Origin of the sequence: Streptomyces sp. TLI_171 (assembly GCF_003610255.1) — a bacterium.
Classification (GTDB): domain Bacteria; phylum Actinomycetota; class Actinomycetes; order Streptomycetales; family Streptomycetaceae; genus Kitasatospora.
Window position 1 is genome coordinate 71,709 of record NZ_RAPS01000002.1, and the last position, 17,829, is coordinate 89,537.

At 72.1% G+C, this 17,829-nt stretch carries 17 protein-coding genes and 1 pseudogene; 7 read left to right on the forward strand and 11 right to left on the reverse strand.

From position 1 onward, the window contains the following. Positions 1-139: 139 nt before the first annotated feature. Positions 140-550, reverse strand: coding sequence for an STAS domain-containing protein (locus BX266_RS36265; protein ID WP_180290757.1), 411 nt, complete (start codon positions 548-550; stop codon positions 140-142). A gap of 125 nt (positions 551-675) precedes the next feature. Beyond that, positions 676-1,041, reverse strand: a complete 366-nt coding sequence (locus BX266_RS36270; protein WP_099907112.1) for an STAS domain-containing protein — start codon at positions 1,039-1,041, stop codon at positions 676-678. A gap of 560 nt (positions 1,042-1,601) precedes the next feature. On the opposite strand from BX266_RS36270, the pseudogene BX266_RS36275 reads away from it, so the two are divergent. From BX266_RS36275 to BX266_RS36285, 3 genes and pseudogenes are all read left to right on the forward strand, one after another. Then, positions 1,602-2,002: pseudogene (locus BX266_RS36275) on the forward strand (transposase); the annotation flags it as partial. Positions 2,003-2,064: 62 nt separating this feature from the next. After that, on the forward strand, positions 2,065-2,676 hold the full coding sequence (locus BX266_RS36280; RefSeq protein ID WP_099907111.1) for an SMI1/KNR4 family protein: 612 nt from the start codon (positions 2,065-2,067) through the stop codon (positions 2,674-2,676). A gap of 112 nt (positions 2,677-2,788) precedes the next feature. Then, positions 2,789-3,076 (forward strand): hypothetical protein, encoded by a 288-nt coding sequence (locus tag BX266_RS36285; RefSeq protein WP_099907109.1) that lies wholly within the window; start codon positions 2,789-2,791, stop codon positions 3,074-3,076. 88 nt (positions 3,077-3,164) lie between these two features. Here BX266_RS36285 and BX266_RS36290 read toward each other — a convergent pair whose 3' ends face one another. Beyond that, on the reverse strand, positions 3,165-3,920 hold the full coding sequence (locus tag BX266_RS36290) for a hypothetical protein (RefSeq protein ID WP_099907108.1): 756 nt from the start codon (positions 3,918-3,920) through the stop codon (positions 3,165-3,167). Positions 3,921-4,219: 299 nt separating this feature from the next. Between BX266_RS36290 and BX266_RS36295 the strand changes: the two genes are divergently transcribed. Next, a complete protein-coding gene (locus BX266_RS36295; RefSeq protein ID WP_099908710.1) occupies positions 4,220-4,753 on the forward strand; it encodes a hypothetical protein in 534 nt (177 codons plus the stop codon). A gap of 230 nt (positions 4,754-4,983) precedes the next feature. Here BX266_RS36295 and BX266_RS36300 read toward each other — a convergent pair whose 3' ends face one another. Then, positions 4,984-5,820 carry a DUF1963 domain-containing protein gene (locus BX266_RS36300; RefSeq protein ID WP_099907106.1) on the reverse strand — a complete coding sequence of 279 codons (837 nt, stop codon included), beginning with the start codon at positions 5,818-5,820 and terminating at the stop codon, positions 4,984-4,986. A gap of 692 nt (positions 5,821-6,512) precedes the next feature. Between BX266_RS36300 and BX266_RS36310 the strand changes: the two genes are divergently transcribed. Continuing rightward, positions 6,513-6,806, forward strand: coding sequence for a hypothetical protein (locus BX266_RS36310; RefSeq protein ID WP_143687095.1), 294 nt, complete (start codon positions 6,513-6,515; stop codon positions 6,804-6,806). Positions 6,807-7,472: 666 nt separating this feature from the next. On the opposite strand, the gene BX266_RS36315 is transcribed toward BX266_RS36310, so the two are convergent. Together BX266_RS36315 and BX266_RS36320 are read right to left on the reverse strand one after the other, a co-directional pair. Beyond that, the gene (locus BX266_RS36315) at positions 7,473-8,336 is read right to left on the reverse strand and encodes a universal stress protein (RefSeq protein ID WP_099907101.1); all 864 of its coding nucleotides are present in this window, start codon (positions 8,334-8,336) and stop codon (positions 7,473-7,475) included. Positions 8,337-8,497: 161 nt separating this feature from the next. Continuing rightward, the gene (locus BX266_RS36320; RefSeq protein WP_107490746.1) at positions 8,498-9,076 is read right to left on the reverse strand and encodes a DoxX family membrane protein; all 579 of its coding nucleotides are present in this window, start codon (positions 9,074-9,076) and stop codon (positions 8,498-8,500) included. Positions 9,077-9,364: 288 nt separating this feature from the next. Between BX266_RS36320 and BX266_RS36325 the strand changes: the two genes are divergently transcribed. After that, positions 9,365-9,826 carry a universal stress protein gene (locus BX266_RS36325; protein WP_259465213.1) on the forward strand — a complete coding sequence of 154 codons (462 nt, stop codon included), beginning with the start codon at positions 9,365-9,367 and terminating at the stop codon, positions 9,824-9,826. Positions 9,827-9,867: 41 nt separating this feature from the next. Continuing rightward, positions 9,868-10,542, forward strand: a complete 675-nt coding sequence (locus tag BX266_RS36330; protein ID WP_099907100.1) for a CBS domain-containing protein — start codon at positions 9,868-9,870, stop codon at positions 10,540-10,542. Positions 10,543-10,582: 40 nt separating this feature from the next. Here BX266_RS36330 and BX266_RS39185 read toward each other — a convergent pair whose 3' ends face one another. From BX266_RS39185 to adhE, 5 genes are all read right to left on the reverse strand, one after another. Next, on the reverse strand, positions 10,583-10,750 hold the full coding sequence (locus BX266_RS39185) for a hypothetical protein (RefSeq protein ID WP_180290755.1): 168 nt from the start codon (positions 10,748-10,750) through the stop codon (positions 10,583-10,585). Between the two features lie 297 nt (positions 10,751-11,047). Further along, a complete protein-coding gene (locus tag BX266_RS36335) occupies positions 11,048-11,743 on the reverse strand; it encodes a hemerythrin domain-containing protein (RefSeq protein WP_099907098.1) in 696 nt (231 codons plus the stop codon). A 105-nt stretch (positions 11,744-11,848) separates the two neighbouring features. Further along, complete coding sequence (gene pflA / locus BX266_RS36340) at positions 11,849-12,664, reverse strand: pyruvate formate-lyase-activating protein (RefSeq protein WP_099907097.1); 816 nt, start codon at positions 12,662-12,664, stop codon at positions 11,849-11,851. A gap of 68 nt (positions 12,665-12,732) precedes the next feature. Further along, positions 12,733-15,009, reverse strand: coding sequence for a formate C-acetyltransferase (gene pflB, locus BX266_RS36345; RefSeq protein WP_099907095.1), 2,277 nt, complete (start codon positions 15,007-15,009; stop codon positions 12,733-12,735). Positions 15,010-15,025: 16 nt separating this feature from the next. After that, on the reverse strand, positions 15,026-17,689 hold the full coding sequence (adhE, locus tag BX266_RS36350; RefSeq protein ID WP_099907094.1) for a bifunctional acetaldehyde-CoA/alcohol dehydrogenase: 2,664 nt from the start codon (positions 17,687-17,689) through the stop codon (positions 15,026-15,028). Between the last annotated feature and the right edge of the window lie 140 nt (positions 17,690-17,829).

The following is a 17,829-nucleotide window of genomic DNA, read 5'->3' on the forward strand; positions in this document are numbered from 1 at the left end:
GACGTCGGGCGCTGTCGGCCCGGTCATGCATCGCCACGGCGGAAACCCGCCCCCGGACCCGACCGACAGCCGCGCACCGACACCGCCCTCGGACCCGCTGACGCCCCGCTGCGGATGCGCACCGTTCGAAAGTCTCGTGTCAGGGCTCAAGTTGGTCGCCTGTCGAATGTTTGTGCTGCTCGGGGATGTGCATGACGTGGTGTTCGATGGCGGCGGGGACGCTGTCGGTCACGGTGAGGATCTGGTCCGCTCCGGTGATGTCGAGCAGTCGGCGGACCTGGGGGCCGGGCGTGGCGAGAACAAGGGGGACGCCAGGCGCTTTGCTGCGCGCCCTGAACAGCTCGGCCAGGAAGGTGGAGTCGCAGAACTCCAGGTCGGAGAGGTCCAGGACCAGCAGGGGCGGGCGGTCGTGAAGCGCGGCGGCCAAGGCCATGCGCAGCTGGTGGTGGCTGGTGTAGTCGGCTTCGCCGGCGAGGTGGAGGACGCGGGCGGGGGTGGGGGTGGTGAGGGTGGTGATACGGAGAGGCCGGTCTGCGTTTGGGGTGGGCACGCAGTCAGCGTGCCACGGCGCTGGGAGGTGGGGCACGGGGTCGGCGGGGCGGTGGTGCCCATGTCCTGCCCGGCGTGCGGGCGTGCGGAGTTGCCGGGGCTGTGTTTTGCCAGGCAGGGGTTTTGTCAGGTCGGGCTGGGGCCGTGGTGTTCGAGGGCGGCGCAGATGCTGTCGGTCATGGTGAGGCCTGCTTCGGTGAGGTCGAGCAGCGGCGGGAGCTGGGGGCCGGGGGCGGCCAGCACGATTGGGACGGCATAGGGGTTGTGGTGGGCCCTGAGGAGTTCGTTCAACCACGCGGACTGGCAGAACTTCAGGTCGGAGAGGTCCAGGACCAGCAGCGGCGGGCGGGCCTCGAACTCGGTGGCCAGGGCTTGGCGCAGGTGGAGGCGCTGGTCAAAGTCCAACTCGCCGTGCAGGGCCAGGATCCGGGTGGGTTCGGGGGTGTTGAGGGTGGTGGGGTGGAAGGCCTTGCCGGGGTCCGGGGCTGGCATCCTCATCTCCCGTCAGCAGTGGGCTGGTAGGTCGACTGCTCGTTGTTGCGGTTCGGATCCGGGCAGACGACAGGGCCCGGGGTCGCCGGGCCCTGTCGCCCCGTGCCGGGCCGGCCGTGGCGGGTGGTGGTGATCCTCCGTCAAAACCGAGACCACCATTGATGCCCGGCTCGGACCACCCGCCAGTGCTCGGGTGGGTGCCGTCCGCGCGAGCGCGCGGACGGCACTCAGTAGGTCCACCGCGTGCGGTCGGGAAGCCGCGCGGGTCCCCGGCCGGTAGTGTCCGAGTCGGTCAGCTCAGGTCGACGTCGTCGACGTCGTACTCGCGGTCGTCAGCGCTGAAGCCGCCGTAGGCGCCGCCGTTGAAGTAGTCGGCCAGAGCCTGCCCGAGGACCTTGCGCATCTCGCCCTCGTCGTCGGCGAGGGCGAGGGCAGCGGCCTGGTCGCCGTTGAGGTCGAGGTAGATGTCTCGGGCCCGGACCGCGTCCGAGCCCTGGATCTCGAAGGCGTGGGTGCGCCCGACCCCGGCGGTGATCCCGGAGTGGGCGCCGAGCTTCTACCTCAGTTTCCCCGGCCGCGGCGTCCAGCTCTCCGCCCGGCTCCTCGCGGAGTTCGGTGACGACCCGACGCGTTTCGCCGACGCCCGCGGCCTGAAGGCGTGCGCCGGATCGGCCCCGATCATCCGGGCCTCCAGCATGAAAAGCTACGTCGGCCGCCGCCTGGTGAAGAACAACCGGCTCCTGCACGCCGGCTTCCGTGGGCCTTCTCCGCGCTCCGCACCTCACCCGGCACCGACGCCCGCTACCGCCGCCGACGCGAGAAGGGCGACCGGCACGCCGGCGCCCAGCGCAACCTCCTGAACCGCCTGCTGGGCCAGCTCTACCACTGCCTCCAGAACGGCCTGACCTTCGACGAGAACACGGCCTTTCCTGCCCTGACTCCCGTCCCATCCACAGCCTGACCAGCAGTTTCAGTTCCGCACGGCTAGAGCTGTTGTCACATCGGTGAGGCAGACTGCCCGCCATGACAACGGATGACCACGATGTCCCGACCGCCTGGAGCCGCATCAAAACCTGGCTCGCCGCGCACGTCCGACGGGGCCCCCTGCGGCCTGCGTCGGATGCCGCGCGCTTGGACGCGCTCGAAGCGGACCTCGGCGCGCCGCTACCCGCGGACCTGCGAGCCTGGTGGCTGCTGCCCGACGTCAGCGCGAACTACTGGATTCCTGGCGAGTTCGCCCCGGTCTCGCTGGACGAAGCCTTGGAGACCCGCGAAATCTGGCTGCTGGTCGCCGAGCAGGAAGGCGAGTCATTCGACGAGAACGGCCAGCCCGAGGGGCGTTATCTGCGTGAGTTCATGCCGATCGCCCTGAGCCCCGGCGGTGACGGACTGATCGTCGATCTGCGCCCTGGTGACACCCGCGGAGCAGTGCTCCTCTGGGACCACGAGAGTTGGATCCTGGATGTCCCTCATTGGGCCTCGGTCGCCCCGATGCTCGAGGACATCGCCCAAGCCCTGAAAGCCGGGACGCCCGTGCTGCTGAGCCATGCAGCCCTGGGCGGCTCGCAGGCACCTGGCATTGCCACAGTCGACGGCGAACTCGATCTCGCCTGGCAGCCCGCCACCGCACGTTGAGGCGCTTCAGCTTGACGCCTCAACACCCTGAGATGTCTGTGCCCGCCGGTCCGGCGCCTGTCTCCGGGGCCGGTGGGCGTGACCTGGGCGGCCCCGGAACGGTTGTCCGGGAGTGAGCTCCTCCTCCCCCGCCCGGGTGCTCGGCACCGGGCTGGCCGCCCTGATCCCGACCGTCGGCACCGCCGACGTCGACCCGGTCGCCGCCGCGACCGGCCGGCGCGTGGTCGCGCAGCTGCTGCAGCTGGATACGGTCGAGGTGCCGGTGGCGGTGGTGAATGCGGCCGTGGACCTGTTCGGCTTGCTGGCCGACCATCCGGACCCGCAGGCCCGCGAGGCGGTCGGCGCGGTGGTGGAGCGCCTGCGCGCCGCCGCCGAGAGCGCTGGATCGGGTGTCCTCTGACAGCCGACCTTGACCGATTGCCAAGTGAATTTGACCGCTCGACTTCGGTGTTCTTCCTGAACCCCTGCCGAGTTTCCGGCTCAGGACGCTAGCGGAGCGCGTTCGCCAGCGACTGGGTCCGGACACAGGTGAACCCGACGCCCCAGTCGTCGCGGTCGTCGCAGCGCAACTCCCGGTCGCCGAAGGCGTCCAGCAAGTCCTCCAGCGGGACGACGGTGCCCTCGGCCTCGGGCTCCGCGACGTGCAGCACCTCTATCGCTCCCTCGCGGACGAGCCGGGCCAGTGGCGCGAGCTCCGCCGCCACGTACGCCCGCAACTCCTCGCCCTCCAGCCCGGACGGCAGATCGCCGAGGATCCCGAACGGTCCGGTCAACCAGCCACTCGCTTCCATCGCACACACCCAGACCCGCTCCTCGTGCTCCGTCAGGTCCACCTGATGGACGGCGGGCTTGGCCTCCGGACCATACGCCCGGTCCTCCCAGCGGCGGCGCCCCTCATCGGTCGCGCGCAGGGAAAGGGCAGGCAAACCGGACCACTCGTCCCAAGGCCACACCCACGTTTGCGGGTCGGCGACCAGTTGCTCCAGTTCCGTGCCCGTCACCTCCGGGCTGTCCTCCTGGACGAACCTGGTCCCGAGGGCCCGGCGCACCGTCAACCACCCGCCCGCGACCAATCTGAGCACCGCCTCCGCCAGCTCCGGCACCCGCTGCGGCTGCTCCTCCGGCGAGCCCGCCCAGCGCAGCACGGCCGTGACGTGCCGCGCGCTGCCGCGCAGGGAATGGTCGGCGACAGCGCGCCGGACCAGCACCTGCTCGGTGACAGTCAGTTCATCCCAAGTCTCCATGGCGGGCGATCCTGGCACACCTTACCCGCTCCGACCCGCAGAGTTTTCGCCTGCGGATCCGGATCCGGATCCGGCGGAACCGCCGATACGTGCTGGTCAGAACCCCGCTCAACGGCCACGCCCGGCGAGACAATCAAGGAACCGTGAGGCAGTACACCGGACATCTCTGGCAACATCCCGCTCCAACCACACCACCCCACGTCACAGCCACGCATCACCGAAATGACGATCCGTCACAGCGGTGGCCGTGCGGGCCGGGAGTGGGAGAGAATCCGGCAGCGACCGACTGGGGGATGTTCATGGCACACCGTCCGCTGCTGATGCTGGACGTCGACGGGCCGATAGCACCGTTCGACCGCATCCTCCGCCCCCGAGGCTACCGGACCCACCGGGTGCCCTCGCAGACGTGGAGGCAGCGGCAGCTCGACAAGGGCGTGAGCGACCCGAAGCCGCTGCGGGTCTGGCTGAACCCCACCCACGGGCAGTCCCTCCTCTCCCTGCCGTACGACCTGGTGTGGGCGACCGCCTGGCGGCACGAGGCGGACGAGCACCTGGCGCCGCTCCTCGGCCTACCCAAACTCCCCTACGTGAACTGGGAGTCGATGAACCACAAGGACCCGGACGGGCTGCACTGGAAGACCCGGCAACTGGTCTACTGGGCCGACCAGCAGCCCTTCGCCTGGGTGGACGACGAGATCGGCCCCCAGGACACCGAGTGGATCGCCGCCAACCACCCGGGCCGGGCACTCACCCTGAAGATCGACCGTCGATACGGGCTGCGACCGGAGCACTTCGCCCAACTGGCGGACTGGGCCGAGGAGATCGACCGCTGAAGCCGTGAGGCCGATACCCGATACCCGATGGCCGACGAGCGCCTCGGTCAGGTACGGGGAGACCCGGCGTGGGCTCCGCCCAGGGACCCGCGCTGGGCAGTCCGGCGAGTGACCAGCTCGCAGCCGGCCCCTCGTTCCGCACCATCAGGACCGAATTCATGGCGCGCCGTGTCCGACCGCCGCTGGTGGGCTGCCGGCAGGGCTTGACGGCCTCGGCGAGCCCTGCCGGGTCAGGGGTTGTAGTAGCCGGTCACGTAGGTGCGGTCGAAGCGATGGGCCTCCAGGTCCGCGCGCTGGACGGACCACTGCATTTGCGTGCCTTCCCGGTCTGCGACATCCGCGTCCCAGTGAGCCAGCGCAACCCAGTCCTCGGGGTCGCCCGACACCGGCTCACCGCCGCCCCACCGCCCTTGCTCGGTCTGCTGCACAGCGCAGCTCACGATCTCCTCCAGCGGGTCCGGGTACGCCGCGTAGCCGCCGAGCTGCAGATGCCGGTTCCTGCCCGCGACGTCCCGCCAGACAGCCTGGAGCCCGTCCTGGTGCGGGAACCCGTCAGGTGATTGGTCCGGCAGGTCCGGTTCGGCCGTGACTCTCAACTCGCCCTGCGGGAAGTTGTCGAAGTTCTCGCGGAACTCGCCGACGTAGTTGTCCCCGTAGGCCGTCCAGGCATATCTGTCGCGCTCTGTCACCGGGGTGCCGGCCGGAACATAGACGGCATGGCCGCGGTTGTCGCCGTCCCATAGCTCCCAGATCTCGGCGAAGAGCAGCAGGCGTCCGTCCGGCGGCAGAGGCAGGTCCGTCGAGCCCTTCGGCAACGCGGCGAAGTCGATGTACCCGACGTACGGATGCCTGGGGTCCGGGACGTCGGCGGGCAGCAGCAGTGGCCCGCCGAACCTCCCCGCGACCGGCCCCTCTCCGTCCAACCTGAGGATCGCACAAGGCCGGGCGTGGCCGATCCACCGGTCCACCTCCTCCGCCGGTATCGGGTCCACCCTGTGGAACACACTGCCCACCTCAACGGCCCGCGTACGAAAGGGAATCAACGCTTCACGAAGCTCATCTGTCACACCGTCAAACGTAGTCGCCGACACCGATACTTGCCCGGGCTGCCCGAGGCAACTCGTAGCGGTGGCACCCTTGATCATCGTGAGTTGCGTGGCTGACGATGAGACGGTGGCGGCTGGTCACAGCGTGGATCCCGTCCGCTGGCGGGAGGCGTTTGTCGAAGCACTCCAGGCGCGGCATACAGAACAGACATCTCATCCGGCCCCTGCCGAGGTCGGCACCGGCCGACCTCGGTGCCTATTAGGGGCTACAGCTCCCGCAGGATCCGCGCCTACCTGCGCAGGCGAGGCATCCAGCACACCATCCCCGAACGCATCGACCAGGCGACCGGCCGCCTCGAGCGAGGCTCACGCGGCGGCCGCCCACCCGCCTTCGACCGCCGCACCTACCGGCTCCGCAACGTCGTGGAACGCCGCTACAACCGCCTCGAGCAATGGCGGGGCCCTGGCCACCCGCTACGACAAAACCAGCGAGTCCTACCAGGCCACCGTCATCCTCGCATCGATCCTGCTCTGGATCTGATCTTTGACGACGGACCCTATAGCGCTGTTGGTTCTGCCGCCACGAGGCCTTGTGCCAGACGGGCGCATTGCGAAATTGTCTGGCGGGGCGACGCTCCGGTCCCCACTGGTCGATCCCGGGAGGGACCATGTCAAGCTCGGATAGACCGCGCAGGCAGCTGACAGTGGTGGGCGTGCCCCTGGTCGCTGCGGTCTCGATGCTGGTCGTCTGCGCGGGCGGGTTCGTCGGCTTCGTTCTCGTCATTGCGCAAGGAATGTCGGACCCGGCTCCTGGGGCCACGTCCGACCCGTCCGTGTACTGGCCCGCGCTGCTCCTGGGCGCGACGCTGTCGCTCCTCTCGCTCGGTGCCGTGATCGGGTTCCTCGTGCTGAGACACCGAGGCCGCCGACGCCTGGGGCAAGCGGGCCTGGTGTTCCTTGCATTTCTCTACGCCCTCGGGCTGCTGGCTGGCCAGTTCACGAGGTAGCCGTCCTGCTGACGATCCTGGTGGTGAGAGTTGGCGACGGTGAACTGTTGCAGCGTCCCGGACCAGCCGGCAGGCCCAGCAACCCGGGGTGCCGTCCGCGCGCTCGCGCGGACGGCACCCACGCTCCCCGGCCACGGCGCCCCCTGGCGCATCTCCCCGGACCGAGTGGGCGAGGCGGTCCGGGCCGGGTCGCGAGGACGCGGCCCGGCGGACACCTAGTACTCCAGCCGGACTTCTCCATTCCTGCTGGTCAACGGCTTGGGATTGGGGGTGTAGCGGGCGGGCGTCAGGTCAGGGGCGGTCTTCATGGGGCCGCCCCTCGATCGTGTGCAGTCGTCGTTGGTAGTGGCACGGCGGGCGACGGCCTGGTGTTGTCGGCGCCAGGTTGACCATTTCAGGGCATGAGCGCGAAGCGATTGCCGCGCGGGCCGCTGGCCGGACTGGAGGGCGTCCGGGCGCTCCGGCGGGTCCAGGAACGGCGGCCGGGCCCGCCCAGGGCGGCTACGCGCGGCCCTGGAGGCCCTCGGGGCTAGGGCAGGATCCCTTCGGCCCCACCGAGCTGTTCTCCGCCGTCGACCCCACCGCGGCCGCCGTCGCCGCCGCGCACTGGCTGGCCGCCGCGGCCGAGGTCGCCGGGAGGACTGATCCCGCACCGGCGCGCGGCGGTCAGTCGTGGGGGACGACGGCGACCGGGGCGGTGCAGTGGTGGACCGCCGCGTGGGCGACCGCACCGAGCCGGGTGCCGAGGCGGTGCTCACGGCGGCCCACCACGACCAGGTCGGCCCGGAGCGAGGCGGCGACCAGCGCGTTCGCGGCACCCCCGGTCCTGGTCTCGGCGACCGATTCGACGTCGGGGTGCGCCGCCCGGACCGCGGCGAGGGCCTTGGCCAGGGCGTCCCCGACCTCGGCGCCCCGGAGTTCGACGTCCTCCTGCGGCGGCACCCAGCCCGCCGCCGTCCAGAACGGGACCATCTCCCACCCGTGCACCGCCCGCACCCGGGCCCCCCGGCGCTCGGCCTCGGCGAACGCGAACTCCAGCACCGCCGCCGAGGACTCACCGGCCACGCCGACGACGATCTCGGGACGGTCGGTACCGGCGACGGGGGCGGCGGGCGCGCCGTCGCGGACCAGGACCACCGGGGTGGTGCTGCGGGCGGCGACGGCCAGGCCGACGGAGCCCACCAGCAGGCCGGCGAAACCGCCGAGGCCGCGCGAGCCCAGCACCACGAGCCGGTGCTCCGCGGCGCGGCCGAGCAGGGCGTCGACGGGGTCGTCGGCCACCGCCTCGGTGACGACGTCCAGACCGGGGTGGACGTCGCGCAGCCGGTCGGCGACCTCGTCCAGCTCCGGCAGGGCGCTGTGTCGGGGGGCCGCGGCGGCGGGCCGGTCAATCCGGGCCGAGCCGAGCCAGGGCCAGGCGTGGACGATCCGCAGCGGCTCGCCCCGCTGGGCAGCCTCGGCGGCGGCCCAGCCGACCGCCGCCTCGGCCCGCGCCGATCCGTCGAACCCGGTCACGATTCCGTGGGCCATGGCCGTTCCCCTTCCATCGGGCGGTGACCAGGTGTCCCGCCTCCGGGTTCCATGCTGCGGCTGGCGGCGGCCGCCCCCACAGGGCCCGACAGTCCCTCGCGCAGGCCCAAGGTCCCTTTTCGCAGCGGGACTTGGGGCGAGCCCGGGCGGCGGCTGAGTGCTCAGCGCAGCCAGCGGCGGGTCCGGACCACCGGCAGGGCCGCCCACCACCGGCCAAGGCCCCAGCAGTCACCGGCCTGCGCGGCCGCGAGGACGACCAGCAGGAGGGCGTAGAGCAGGTGGTAGTCGACGAGCGGGTTGGTCGATCCGCTGGGCGCCCCGCCAGCCAGGTGCCGGGCGGGGGGCCACTCGGCCGCCCACATCATGGCGAGCAGCAGCGTTCCCGACAGCGCCGCCGGGCGCAGCGCCACGCCCGCGACCAGGGCCGCCCCGATGCCCAGCAGGCCGAGCATGAACAGCCAGTCCACCCACGGCTGGCCGGCCCAGGCGTGGAAGGTGGACCGCAGCGGGCCGGCCGCGACGTGGCTGAGGAAGCCCTTGGTCGGCGAGCCGCCCTCGACCCAGGCACCGGCGGACTTGGTGGAGTAGCCGAGCCCGAACATCTTGTCGAGGAAGGCCCAGAGGAAGACGGACCCGAGGGCCACCCGGGCGGCGGCGAGCGCCCGCCGGGCGGCCTGGTGGCCGGGGCCCGCGGTGCGGGGGTCGATCGGGGTGTGGGTCGGTTCCGCGGTGGACGTCATGGCGGTCTCCTCGCCTGCGCTGTCGGTCCGTCAGGAAGCCCTGGACGGCGTGGGTTCGAGCTCCGTCCGGCGGACGGGCGGCCCGGGACCAGGATCCGGGGCGCGGCCCCGTACCGCGCCGGGCCGTTGGTCACCGCCCGGCCGCCCGTTCGGCCCCCGTTCGGCAGGTTGGGGGCACGGGTCTCCGCCGACGGGACCGTCGGCCCCCCGGCCCGGCCCCAGCGGCCCTACGGTGCCGGACGCCGCCGGACGAAGGTGGAGTCACCAACGGGAACCAGGAGGCACACCGTGCAGGATCAGAACGCGGTACCGCGCAGGATCGTGGTCGGGGTGGACGGGTCCCCGTCCTCCGTGGCCGCGCTGCGCTGGGCCGTCGGGCAGGCGCACGCGGTCGGCGCGGCCGTCGAGGCGGTGACCGCCTGGCAGCACCCGAATGCGCCGGGCTGGTCCGGCCACCCCGACGACGAGGACTTCGCCGCCGGCATCGCGCGCAAGACCCTCGACGCCGCCGTCGCCGAGGCGATCGGCCCCGGGCAACCGGTCCAGGTCGCCGCCCGGGTGGTCAAGGGCGGCGCGGTCCTGGCCCTGCTGGCCGCAGCGCGCGACGCCGAGCTGCTGGTCGTCGGCAGCCGCGGCCACGGCGGGTTCGCCGGGGCGCTGCTGGGTTCGGTCGGCCAGCACTGCGTCCAGCACGCACCGTGCCCCGTCGTCGTGGTCCGCCACGACGCGGCCCGGCCCTCCGCTCGATGACCCGCGACCGCGTAGGAACAGCAACAGGAAGGACAGCGACGATGCGACATCGAAGCGTGGGACAGCTGATGACCCGTCGGGTGGTGAGCGTGCGGCCCGGCACCGGGTTCAAGGAGATCGCCCGGCTCCTGGCCGAGCACGACATCACCGCGGTTCCCGTGCTGGACGCCGAGGACCGGCCCGTCGGGATCGTCTCCGAGGCGGACCTGCTGCTCGGCGAGTGCGCCCGGGAGGACCCGTCCGGACTGCTGCTCACCCCCGGTCTGTCCCCCGAACAGGCCGCCCGCAGCCGGGCCACCACCGCGGGCGGGCTGATGAGCCGTCCGGCGCTGTGCTGCCGCCCCGAGTGGACGGTCGTGGAGGCCGCCCGCCGCATGCAGCACGGGCACCTCAAGCGGCTCCCCGTCGTCGACGAGGCCGGACGGCTGATCGGCATCGTCAGCCGCGGCGACCTGCTGCGGGTCTTCCTGCGGCAGGACCGGGCGATCCGAGAGGAGATCCGCCACGACGTCCTCGACGAGGCGATGGGCCTGCCCCCGGACGGCTTCGGCGTCGCGGTCGAGGAGGGCCGGGTCACCCTGACCGGCACGGTGGAGCGGCGCAGCCTCGCCGACGTGCTGGAACGCCTGTGCCGCAGCGTGGACGGCGTCGTGGACGTCACCGTGCTGCTCGACCACGGCACCGACGACACGGCGGGCGTCGGCGCGGAGCGCTGAACCTCTCCGGTGGGCCGCACTGGGGCGGGAACGTGTCCGATCAGCCGTACCGTCCCCCTCGGTGGACCTGGGAGGACGCCAGGACCGCGGCGAGCGCCGCCGGGAGCCCGGCGAGGGCGAGTGCCAGCGGGAACCCGGACAGCCACCACTGGACGCGGTCGCTGCCTCGCCTGAGCGGGTTCTCCCGCCGTCCCGGGCTCGTGTGCATCGCGCCCGCGTCCTCGATCGGCCGACCGGCTCCCCCGTCTCCCCTCCAGGCTCCCGGGGACCGGCGCGGTGCCGCTTGGTCCGAACGGCCTTTTTCCGTACGGCAACGGGCCCGGGGCGCGCTGAGGACGACGGCGGTCGCTGGAACCGGTCGGTACGGCTTCGCGTGCCACCGGCCCCGGCTGCCGTGCCCTTTCCGGCGGTGATCGTCCCGGCGGGCCGCCCATCGAACGTGTTCCCGGCGGGACCGCGGTGGGACGGTGGCGCATCCCGGCCGGCAGGTGCGCCGACACAGGTCCTACGTCCGGGGGGCCGTCCCGGCGTTCCGGCGGACGCGGGCGGTGGTGCGGTGGTAGAGGCGGGTGCCGACGGTGTGCCAGAGCAACCGGGCCGGGGGCGGCATCTGGGAGAGGAACAGGTGGCGTTCCTGGGCGGTGGCGTCCTCGAGGATCGCGCCGAGGAAGATCAGGAGCTTGGTCTTGGGGACGCTGCGTCGTCCGCGTTCGCCGACCTCGGACCACTCGCGGGCCGTGATGTGATCGGCCATCAGGGGCAGGAGATGTTCCTCCTCGTCGTCCATGTGGGCCGCGGCGTGCCGGTCGAGTGCGCGGAGGGCCTCGGCGAGGCGCAGGGCGGTGTCGCGGTCGGCGCGGGCGCGCCAGTGGTGCGACAGTTCGGTGGCCGCGGCCAGCGCGTCGGCGACGGCCTCGTGCTGGTGGGCCATCCGCGCGACGACGTCGGTGCCCGGGGCGGCGCGCTCGCGCAGCTTGGGCCACAGCAGGTCGTCCTCGCCCTCGTGGTGCTCGCCCAGGGCGCCGAGGACCAGGTCGAGGTGGTCGGCGAGGACGGCGGTGCGCCGCCGGTCGCCCGGGGCGGCGGTTTCGACCAGGTCGGCCAGGAGCGGTACCTCACGGCGGAAGACGCGGTGCAGGATCACCATCTCCTGCGGGTCCAGGCGCGTGTCGGCGGTGGCCTGGCCGGCGGTGGCGGGCATCGTGGTCCACTTCGGTGGGGGAACGGTGATCGTTCCGGGGAGCCGAAGCCTAGCGGTCCCGGCGCTGCCGTCGGCCGTCGGACCGGGGCGCCCACCGGTGGACGGTCACACGGCGTGCAGGCCGTGGGCGGTGAAGCGCGTACGGGCCGCCTCGACCTGTTCGGGCGTCGGGGAGGGCGTCCCCGCGAGGGTGAACTCGCGGCCCAGCGCGGTCCACTTGGCCGCGCCGAGCTTGTGGAAGGGCAGCACGTCGACCCGGGAGACGTTGCCCAGCGAGGCGGCGAACGCGGCCACCCCTTCGACGTTGTCGGCCGGGTCGGTCAGGCCGGGGACGAGGACGAAGCGGACCCAGACGTCCTTGCCGAGGTCGGCGAGGCGGCGGGCGAAGTCCAGGGTGGGCTCCAGCGGGCGTCCGGTGAGCCGCCGGTACAGGTCCCGGTCCCAGGACTTGATGTCCAGCAGCACGAGGTCGACGTCGGCGAGCAGGGAGCCGGTGGCGCGCGGGCCGAGGTAGCCGGAGGTGTCCAGCGCGGTGTGCAGGCCGAGTTCGTGCTTGAAGCGGTGGAACAGCTCGCCGGAGAACACCGGTTGGAGCAGCGGTTCGCCGCCGCTGACGGTGGCGCCGCCGCCCGCGGCGCGGATGAACGCGGTGTACTTCGACGCCTCCGCGACCACCTCGTCCGCGCTGGTGCGCTTCCCGTTGCCCGTCCGCCGGGTGTCGGGGTTGTGGCAGTAGAGGCAGTCGAGCGGGCAGCCCGCCAGGAAGGTGACGAAGCGGGTGCCGGGGCCGTCCACGCCGGTGGAGAGGTCCCAGGAGTGGACCGCTCCGGTGATCGGGCGCCGGGTGGCGGCACCGGCCGGTGTGGCGGCGGGGGCGGGCGGCGGGCCGGGCGGCAAGTCGGGTCCGGGCAGTGCGGCCATGGCGGGCTCCTCGGTCGGGGGCGCGGCCCGTCGGCCGGTGGGCCGGGGGCCGCGCTCCGCGCGGACGGCTACAGCGAGCCGTGGAAGGTGCGGTTGACGACGTCGAGCTGCTGCTCCCTGGTCAGCCGGACGAAGTTGACGGCGTAGCCGCTGACCCGGATGGTCAGCTGCGGGTACTTCTCCGGGTGCTCCATGGCGTCGAGCAGGGTCTCCCGGTTCAGCACGTTGACGTTCATGTGGAACCCGCCGACGGCCGTGTAGCCGTCCAGCACGCCCGCCAGGTTGCGTACCCGCTCCTCGGGGGTGCGGCCCAGCGCGTCGGGCGTGACGGTGTTGGTCAGCGAGATGCCGTCCTGCGCCGAGTCGTACGGCAGCTTGGCCACCGACATGGCGCTGGCCACGTAGCCGTGGGTGTCGCGCCCGTTCATCGGGTTCGCGCCCGGCGAGAACGGCTCGCCGGCCCGCCGCCCGTCCGGGGTGGCGCCGGTCTTCCGGCCGTACACCACGTTCGAGGTGATGGTCAGCACCGACTGGGTGTGCTCGGCGCCCCGGTAGGTGGGGTGCTTGCGCACCTTGCGCATGAACTCCTCGACCAGCCACACCGCGAGCCCGTCCGCCCGGTCGTCGTTGTTGCCGTACGCCGGGTACTCGCCCTCGACCCGGTACTCCACCGCCAGGCCCGACGGGTCGCGCACCGGGCGGACCTTGGCGTACCGGATCGCCGACAGCGAGTCCGCCGCGACCGCCAGCCCGGCGATCCCGCAGGCCATGGTGCGGCGCACCGCGCGGTCGTGCAGGGCCATCTCCAGGCGCTCGTACGCGTACTTGTCGTGCATGTAGTGGATGACGTTCAGCGCGTGCACGTACGTCCCGGCCAGCCACTCCAGCTGCCGGTCGAAGCGCGCCATCACCTCGTCGTAGTCCAGCACCTCGGATTCGATCGCCCCGGTGGCCGGGCCGACCTGCTCGCCGGACTTCTCGTCCCGGCCGCCGTTGATCGCGTACAGCAGCGTCTTGGCGAGGTTGACCCGGGCGCCGAAGAACTGCATCTGCCTGCCGACCTCCATCGCGGAGACGCAGCAGGCGATCGCGGTGTCGTCGCCGGAGCGCGGGCGCATCAGCTCGTCCGACTCGTACTGGACGCTGGAGGTGTCGATGGACACCTGCGCGCAGAACTCCTTGAAGCCGCGGGGCAGTTTCGGCGACCAGAGCACCGTCATGTTCGGCTCCGGCGCCGGGCCCAGGTTGTACAGGGTCTGCAGGTACCGGAACGAGGTGCGGGTGACCAGCGGGCGGCCGTCCGTGCCGATGCCGCCGATCGACTCGGTGACCCAGGTCGGGTCGCCGGAGAACAGCTCGTCGTACTCGGGGGTGCGCAGGAAGCGGACGATCCGCAGCTTGATGACGAAGTCGTCGACCAGCTCCTGGGCCTGGCTTTCGGTCAGCCGGCCCGCCGCCAGGTCCCGCTGCAGGTAGACGTCCAGGAAGGTCGAGGTGCGCCCCAGCGACATGGCCGCGCCGTTCTGCTCCTTCACCGCCGCCAGGTAGGCGAAGTACAGCCACTGGACGGCCTGGTGGGCGGTGCGCGCCGGGCCGGAGACGTCGTGGCCGTAGGACGCGGCCATCGCCTTGAGCTCCTCCAGGGCGCGGATCTGCTCGGCGAGTTCCTCGCGCTCGCGGATGGTGTCCTCCAGCGTGCGCGGGTCGCTGGGCGCCGCGTCCAGCGAGGCCTTCTCCTCGCGCTTGGCGGCGATCAGCCGGTCCACGCCGTACAGCGCGACCCGGCGGTAGTCGCCGATGATCCGGCCGCGCCCGTAGGCGTCCGGCAGGCCGGTGACGACGCCGGCCTTGCGGGCGGCCCGGATCTCCGGGGTGTAGGCGTCGAACACGCCCGCGTTGTGGGTCTTGCGGTACTGCGTGAAGACGCGCTCCAGCTCCGGGTCGACCGGGTAGCCGTAGGTCTCCAGGGCCCCCGCGACCATCCGCCAGCCGCCGTTGGGCATGATCGCCCGCTTCAGCGGGGCGTCGGTCTGCAGGCCGACGATCAGCTCGTTCTCCCGGTCGATGTACCCGGGCGCGTGCGCGGTGATGGTCGAGGGCGTGTCGTGGGAGACGTCCAGGACGCCCTTGGCGCGCTCCTCGGGGAACAGCGCGGTGATCCGCCGCCAGATCCCGGTGGTCCGCCCGGTCGGGCCGGCCAGGAAGGCGCCGTCGCCCTCGTACGGCGTGTAGTTCTGCTGGATGAAGTCCCGGACGTCGATCGCGTCGCGCCACAGGCCGCCCTTGAAACCGTCCCAGGCCCCGGTCGGCGCGGACGTGGCGGGGTGCTGCTGCGAGGTGGTCATCTCGGGTCTCCCTGTCTCAGCTCTGGTCGCCGTAGTAGGCCTGGGTCATCAACTGCTGCATGTCCCGCAGCATCGGCAGCCGCGGGTTCGCGGGCGCGCACTGGTCCTCGTAGGCGTTCATCGCCTGCTGCGGCAGCGCCGCCAGGAACGCCGCCTCGTCCACCCCGGCGTCCTTGAAGGAGCGCGGGATGCCGACCTTCTCGCGCAGCTCCTCCACCGCGGCCGCCAGCGACTCCACGCCCTGCTCGGGGCTCTCCGCGGGCAGGCCCAGCAGCCGGGCGATCTGCTGGTAGCGCTCCGGGGCCACGTAGCTGCGGTACTTCGGCCAGCTGGTCACCTTGGCCGGCGCCGCCCCGTTGTACCGGATCACGTGCGGCAGCAGCAGCGCGTTGGTGCGCCCGTGCGCCACGTGGAAGGTCGCGCCCAGGGTGTGCGCCATGGCGTGCACCACGCCCAGGAAGGCCGAGCCGAACGCCATGCCCGCGATCGTCCCCGCGTTGTGCATCTTCTCCCGCGCCACCGGGTCGCCGGGTCCGTCGGTGACGGCCCGTTCCAGGTTCTCGAAGACCAGCCGGATGCCCTGCAGCGCCAGACCGTCGGTGAAGTCGTTGGCGTACACCGACACGTACGTCTCGATGCAGTGGGTCAGCGCGTCGAAGCCGGAGTCGGCGGTGACGTCCCTGGGCAGGCGGGTGGTCAGCGCCGGGTCGACGATCGCCACGCTGGGGGTGAGCGCGTAGTCGGCGAGCGGGTACTTCTGGCCGGTGGCGGTGTCGGTGATCACCGCGAACGGGGTGACCTCGCTGCCGGTGCCCGAGGTGGTGGGGATGCACACCAGCTTGGCCTTCTCGCCCAGGTCCGGGAAGGTGAAGGCGCGCTTGCGGATGTCGAAGAACTTCTCCTTCAGGTCCGCGAACTCGACCTCCGGGTGCTCGTACATCAGCCACATCACCTTGGCGGCGTCCATCGGCGAACCGCCGCCCAGCGCCACGATGGTGTCGGGTTCGAACGCGCGCATCAGCTCCGCGCCCCGGCGCACCGTGTCGATGCTCGGGTTCGGCTCGACGTAGTCGACGACCCGCACCTCGACCGGCTCGCGACGCCGGTCCAGCACGGTGCGGATCCGCTCCAGGTGGCCGATCTCCACCATGGTCCGGTCCGTGACGACCACGACCCTGCGGGCCTTCGGCATGCTGGTCAGGTACTTGACGGAGTTGCGCTCGAAGTAGATCTTCGGCGGGACCTTGAACCACTGCATGTTGGTGTTGCGCCGCCCGATCCGCTTGACGTTGATGAGGTTCAGCGCGGACACGTTGCCCGACACCGAGTTGTGGCCGTAGGAGCCGCAGCCCAGCGTCAGCGACGGCGTGAACGCGTTGTAGACGTCGCCGATGCCGCCCTGCGAGCTCGGCGCGTTCCAGATGATCCGGCAGGCCTTGACCGCCGCGCCGAACTCCTCGGCGAACGCCGCGTCCTCGGTGTGCACCGCCGCCGAGTGCCCCAGGCCGTGGAACTCCACCATCCGCTGCGCCAGTTCCACGCCCTGCGCCCGGGTGTCCGCCCGCAGCACCGCCAGCACCGGGCAGAGCTTCTCCCTGGTCAGCGGCTCGCCCTCGCCGACCCCGCCGACCTCCGCCAGGATGATCGAGGTGTCGTCCGGCACCTCGAAGCCCGCCGCACGGGCGATCGCCGACGCCGACCGCCCGACCACCGCCGCGTTCAGCTTCGCGCCCGCGCAGTCCCGGTCCTCGCCGACCCCGAAGAGGTGCCGCTCCAACTTGGCCTTCTCCTCGGACGTGGCCAGGTGCGCCTTCAGCCTGCGGAACTCGGCGATCGCCGCGTCGTGGATCCCGGCGTCCAGGATCACCGCCTGCTCGGAGGCGCAGATCATGCCGTTGTCGAAGGACTTCGACAGCACGATGTCGTTCACCGCACGCCGCAGGTCCGCGCTCTTCTCCACGTACGCCGGCACGTTGCCCGCGCCCACGCCCAGCGCGGGCTTCCCGCACGAGTACGCGGCCCTGACCATCGCGTTGCCGCCTGTGGCCAGGATCGTGGCGACGCCGGGGTGGTTCATCAGCGCCCCGGTCGCCGCCATCGACGGGTGCTCGATCCACTGCACGCAGTGCGCCGGGGCCCCCGCCGCGACCGCCGCGTCCCGGACGATCCGGGCCGCCTCCGCCGAGCAGTGCTGCGCCGCCGGATGGAAGGCGAACACGATCGGGTTGCGGGTCTTCAGCGCGATCAGCGCCTTGAAGATCGTCGTCGAGGTCGGGTTGGTCACCGGGGTGACGCCCGCGACCACGCCCACCGGCTCGGCGATCTCGGTGATCCCGTCGATCTCGTCCCGGCGCACCACCCCCACGGTCTTCGTCCGGCCCATCACGTGGGTGACGTTCTCGCAGGCGAAGACGTTCTTCACCGCCTTGTCCTCGAACACGCCGCGGCCGGTCTCCTCGACCGCCAGGGCCGCCAGCCGGGTGTGCGCGGCCAGCGCCGCCAGCGACGCCTTCTTGACGATGTGGTCGACCTGCTCCTGGGTGAAGGAGGCGTACTCCTCCAGGGCCTGGTGGCCGTTGCGGACCAGCGCGTCGACGGCGGCCGCCGCGTCGGCGGGAGCCGCCGCCGGAGGAGCGCTCGCGGGGGCCGGTTCGCTGTCGGTCTGCGGGCGGCGTGCCATGCTGACCACCTTTCGGATCGTGGTCCGGGATCCGGCGCTTCGCGGGCCGCTCGCGCCTTCGTTCCTCAGCCTTCCGCGCCCGCCCCTGCCGGGGATGCGCCGGATGGGGTACCCCGTTCGGCCGAAGGTCCCGGGTGCAC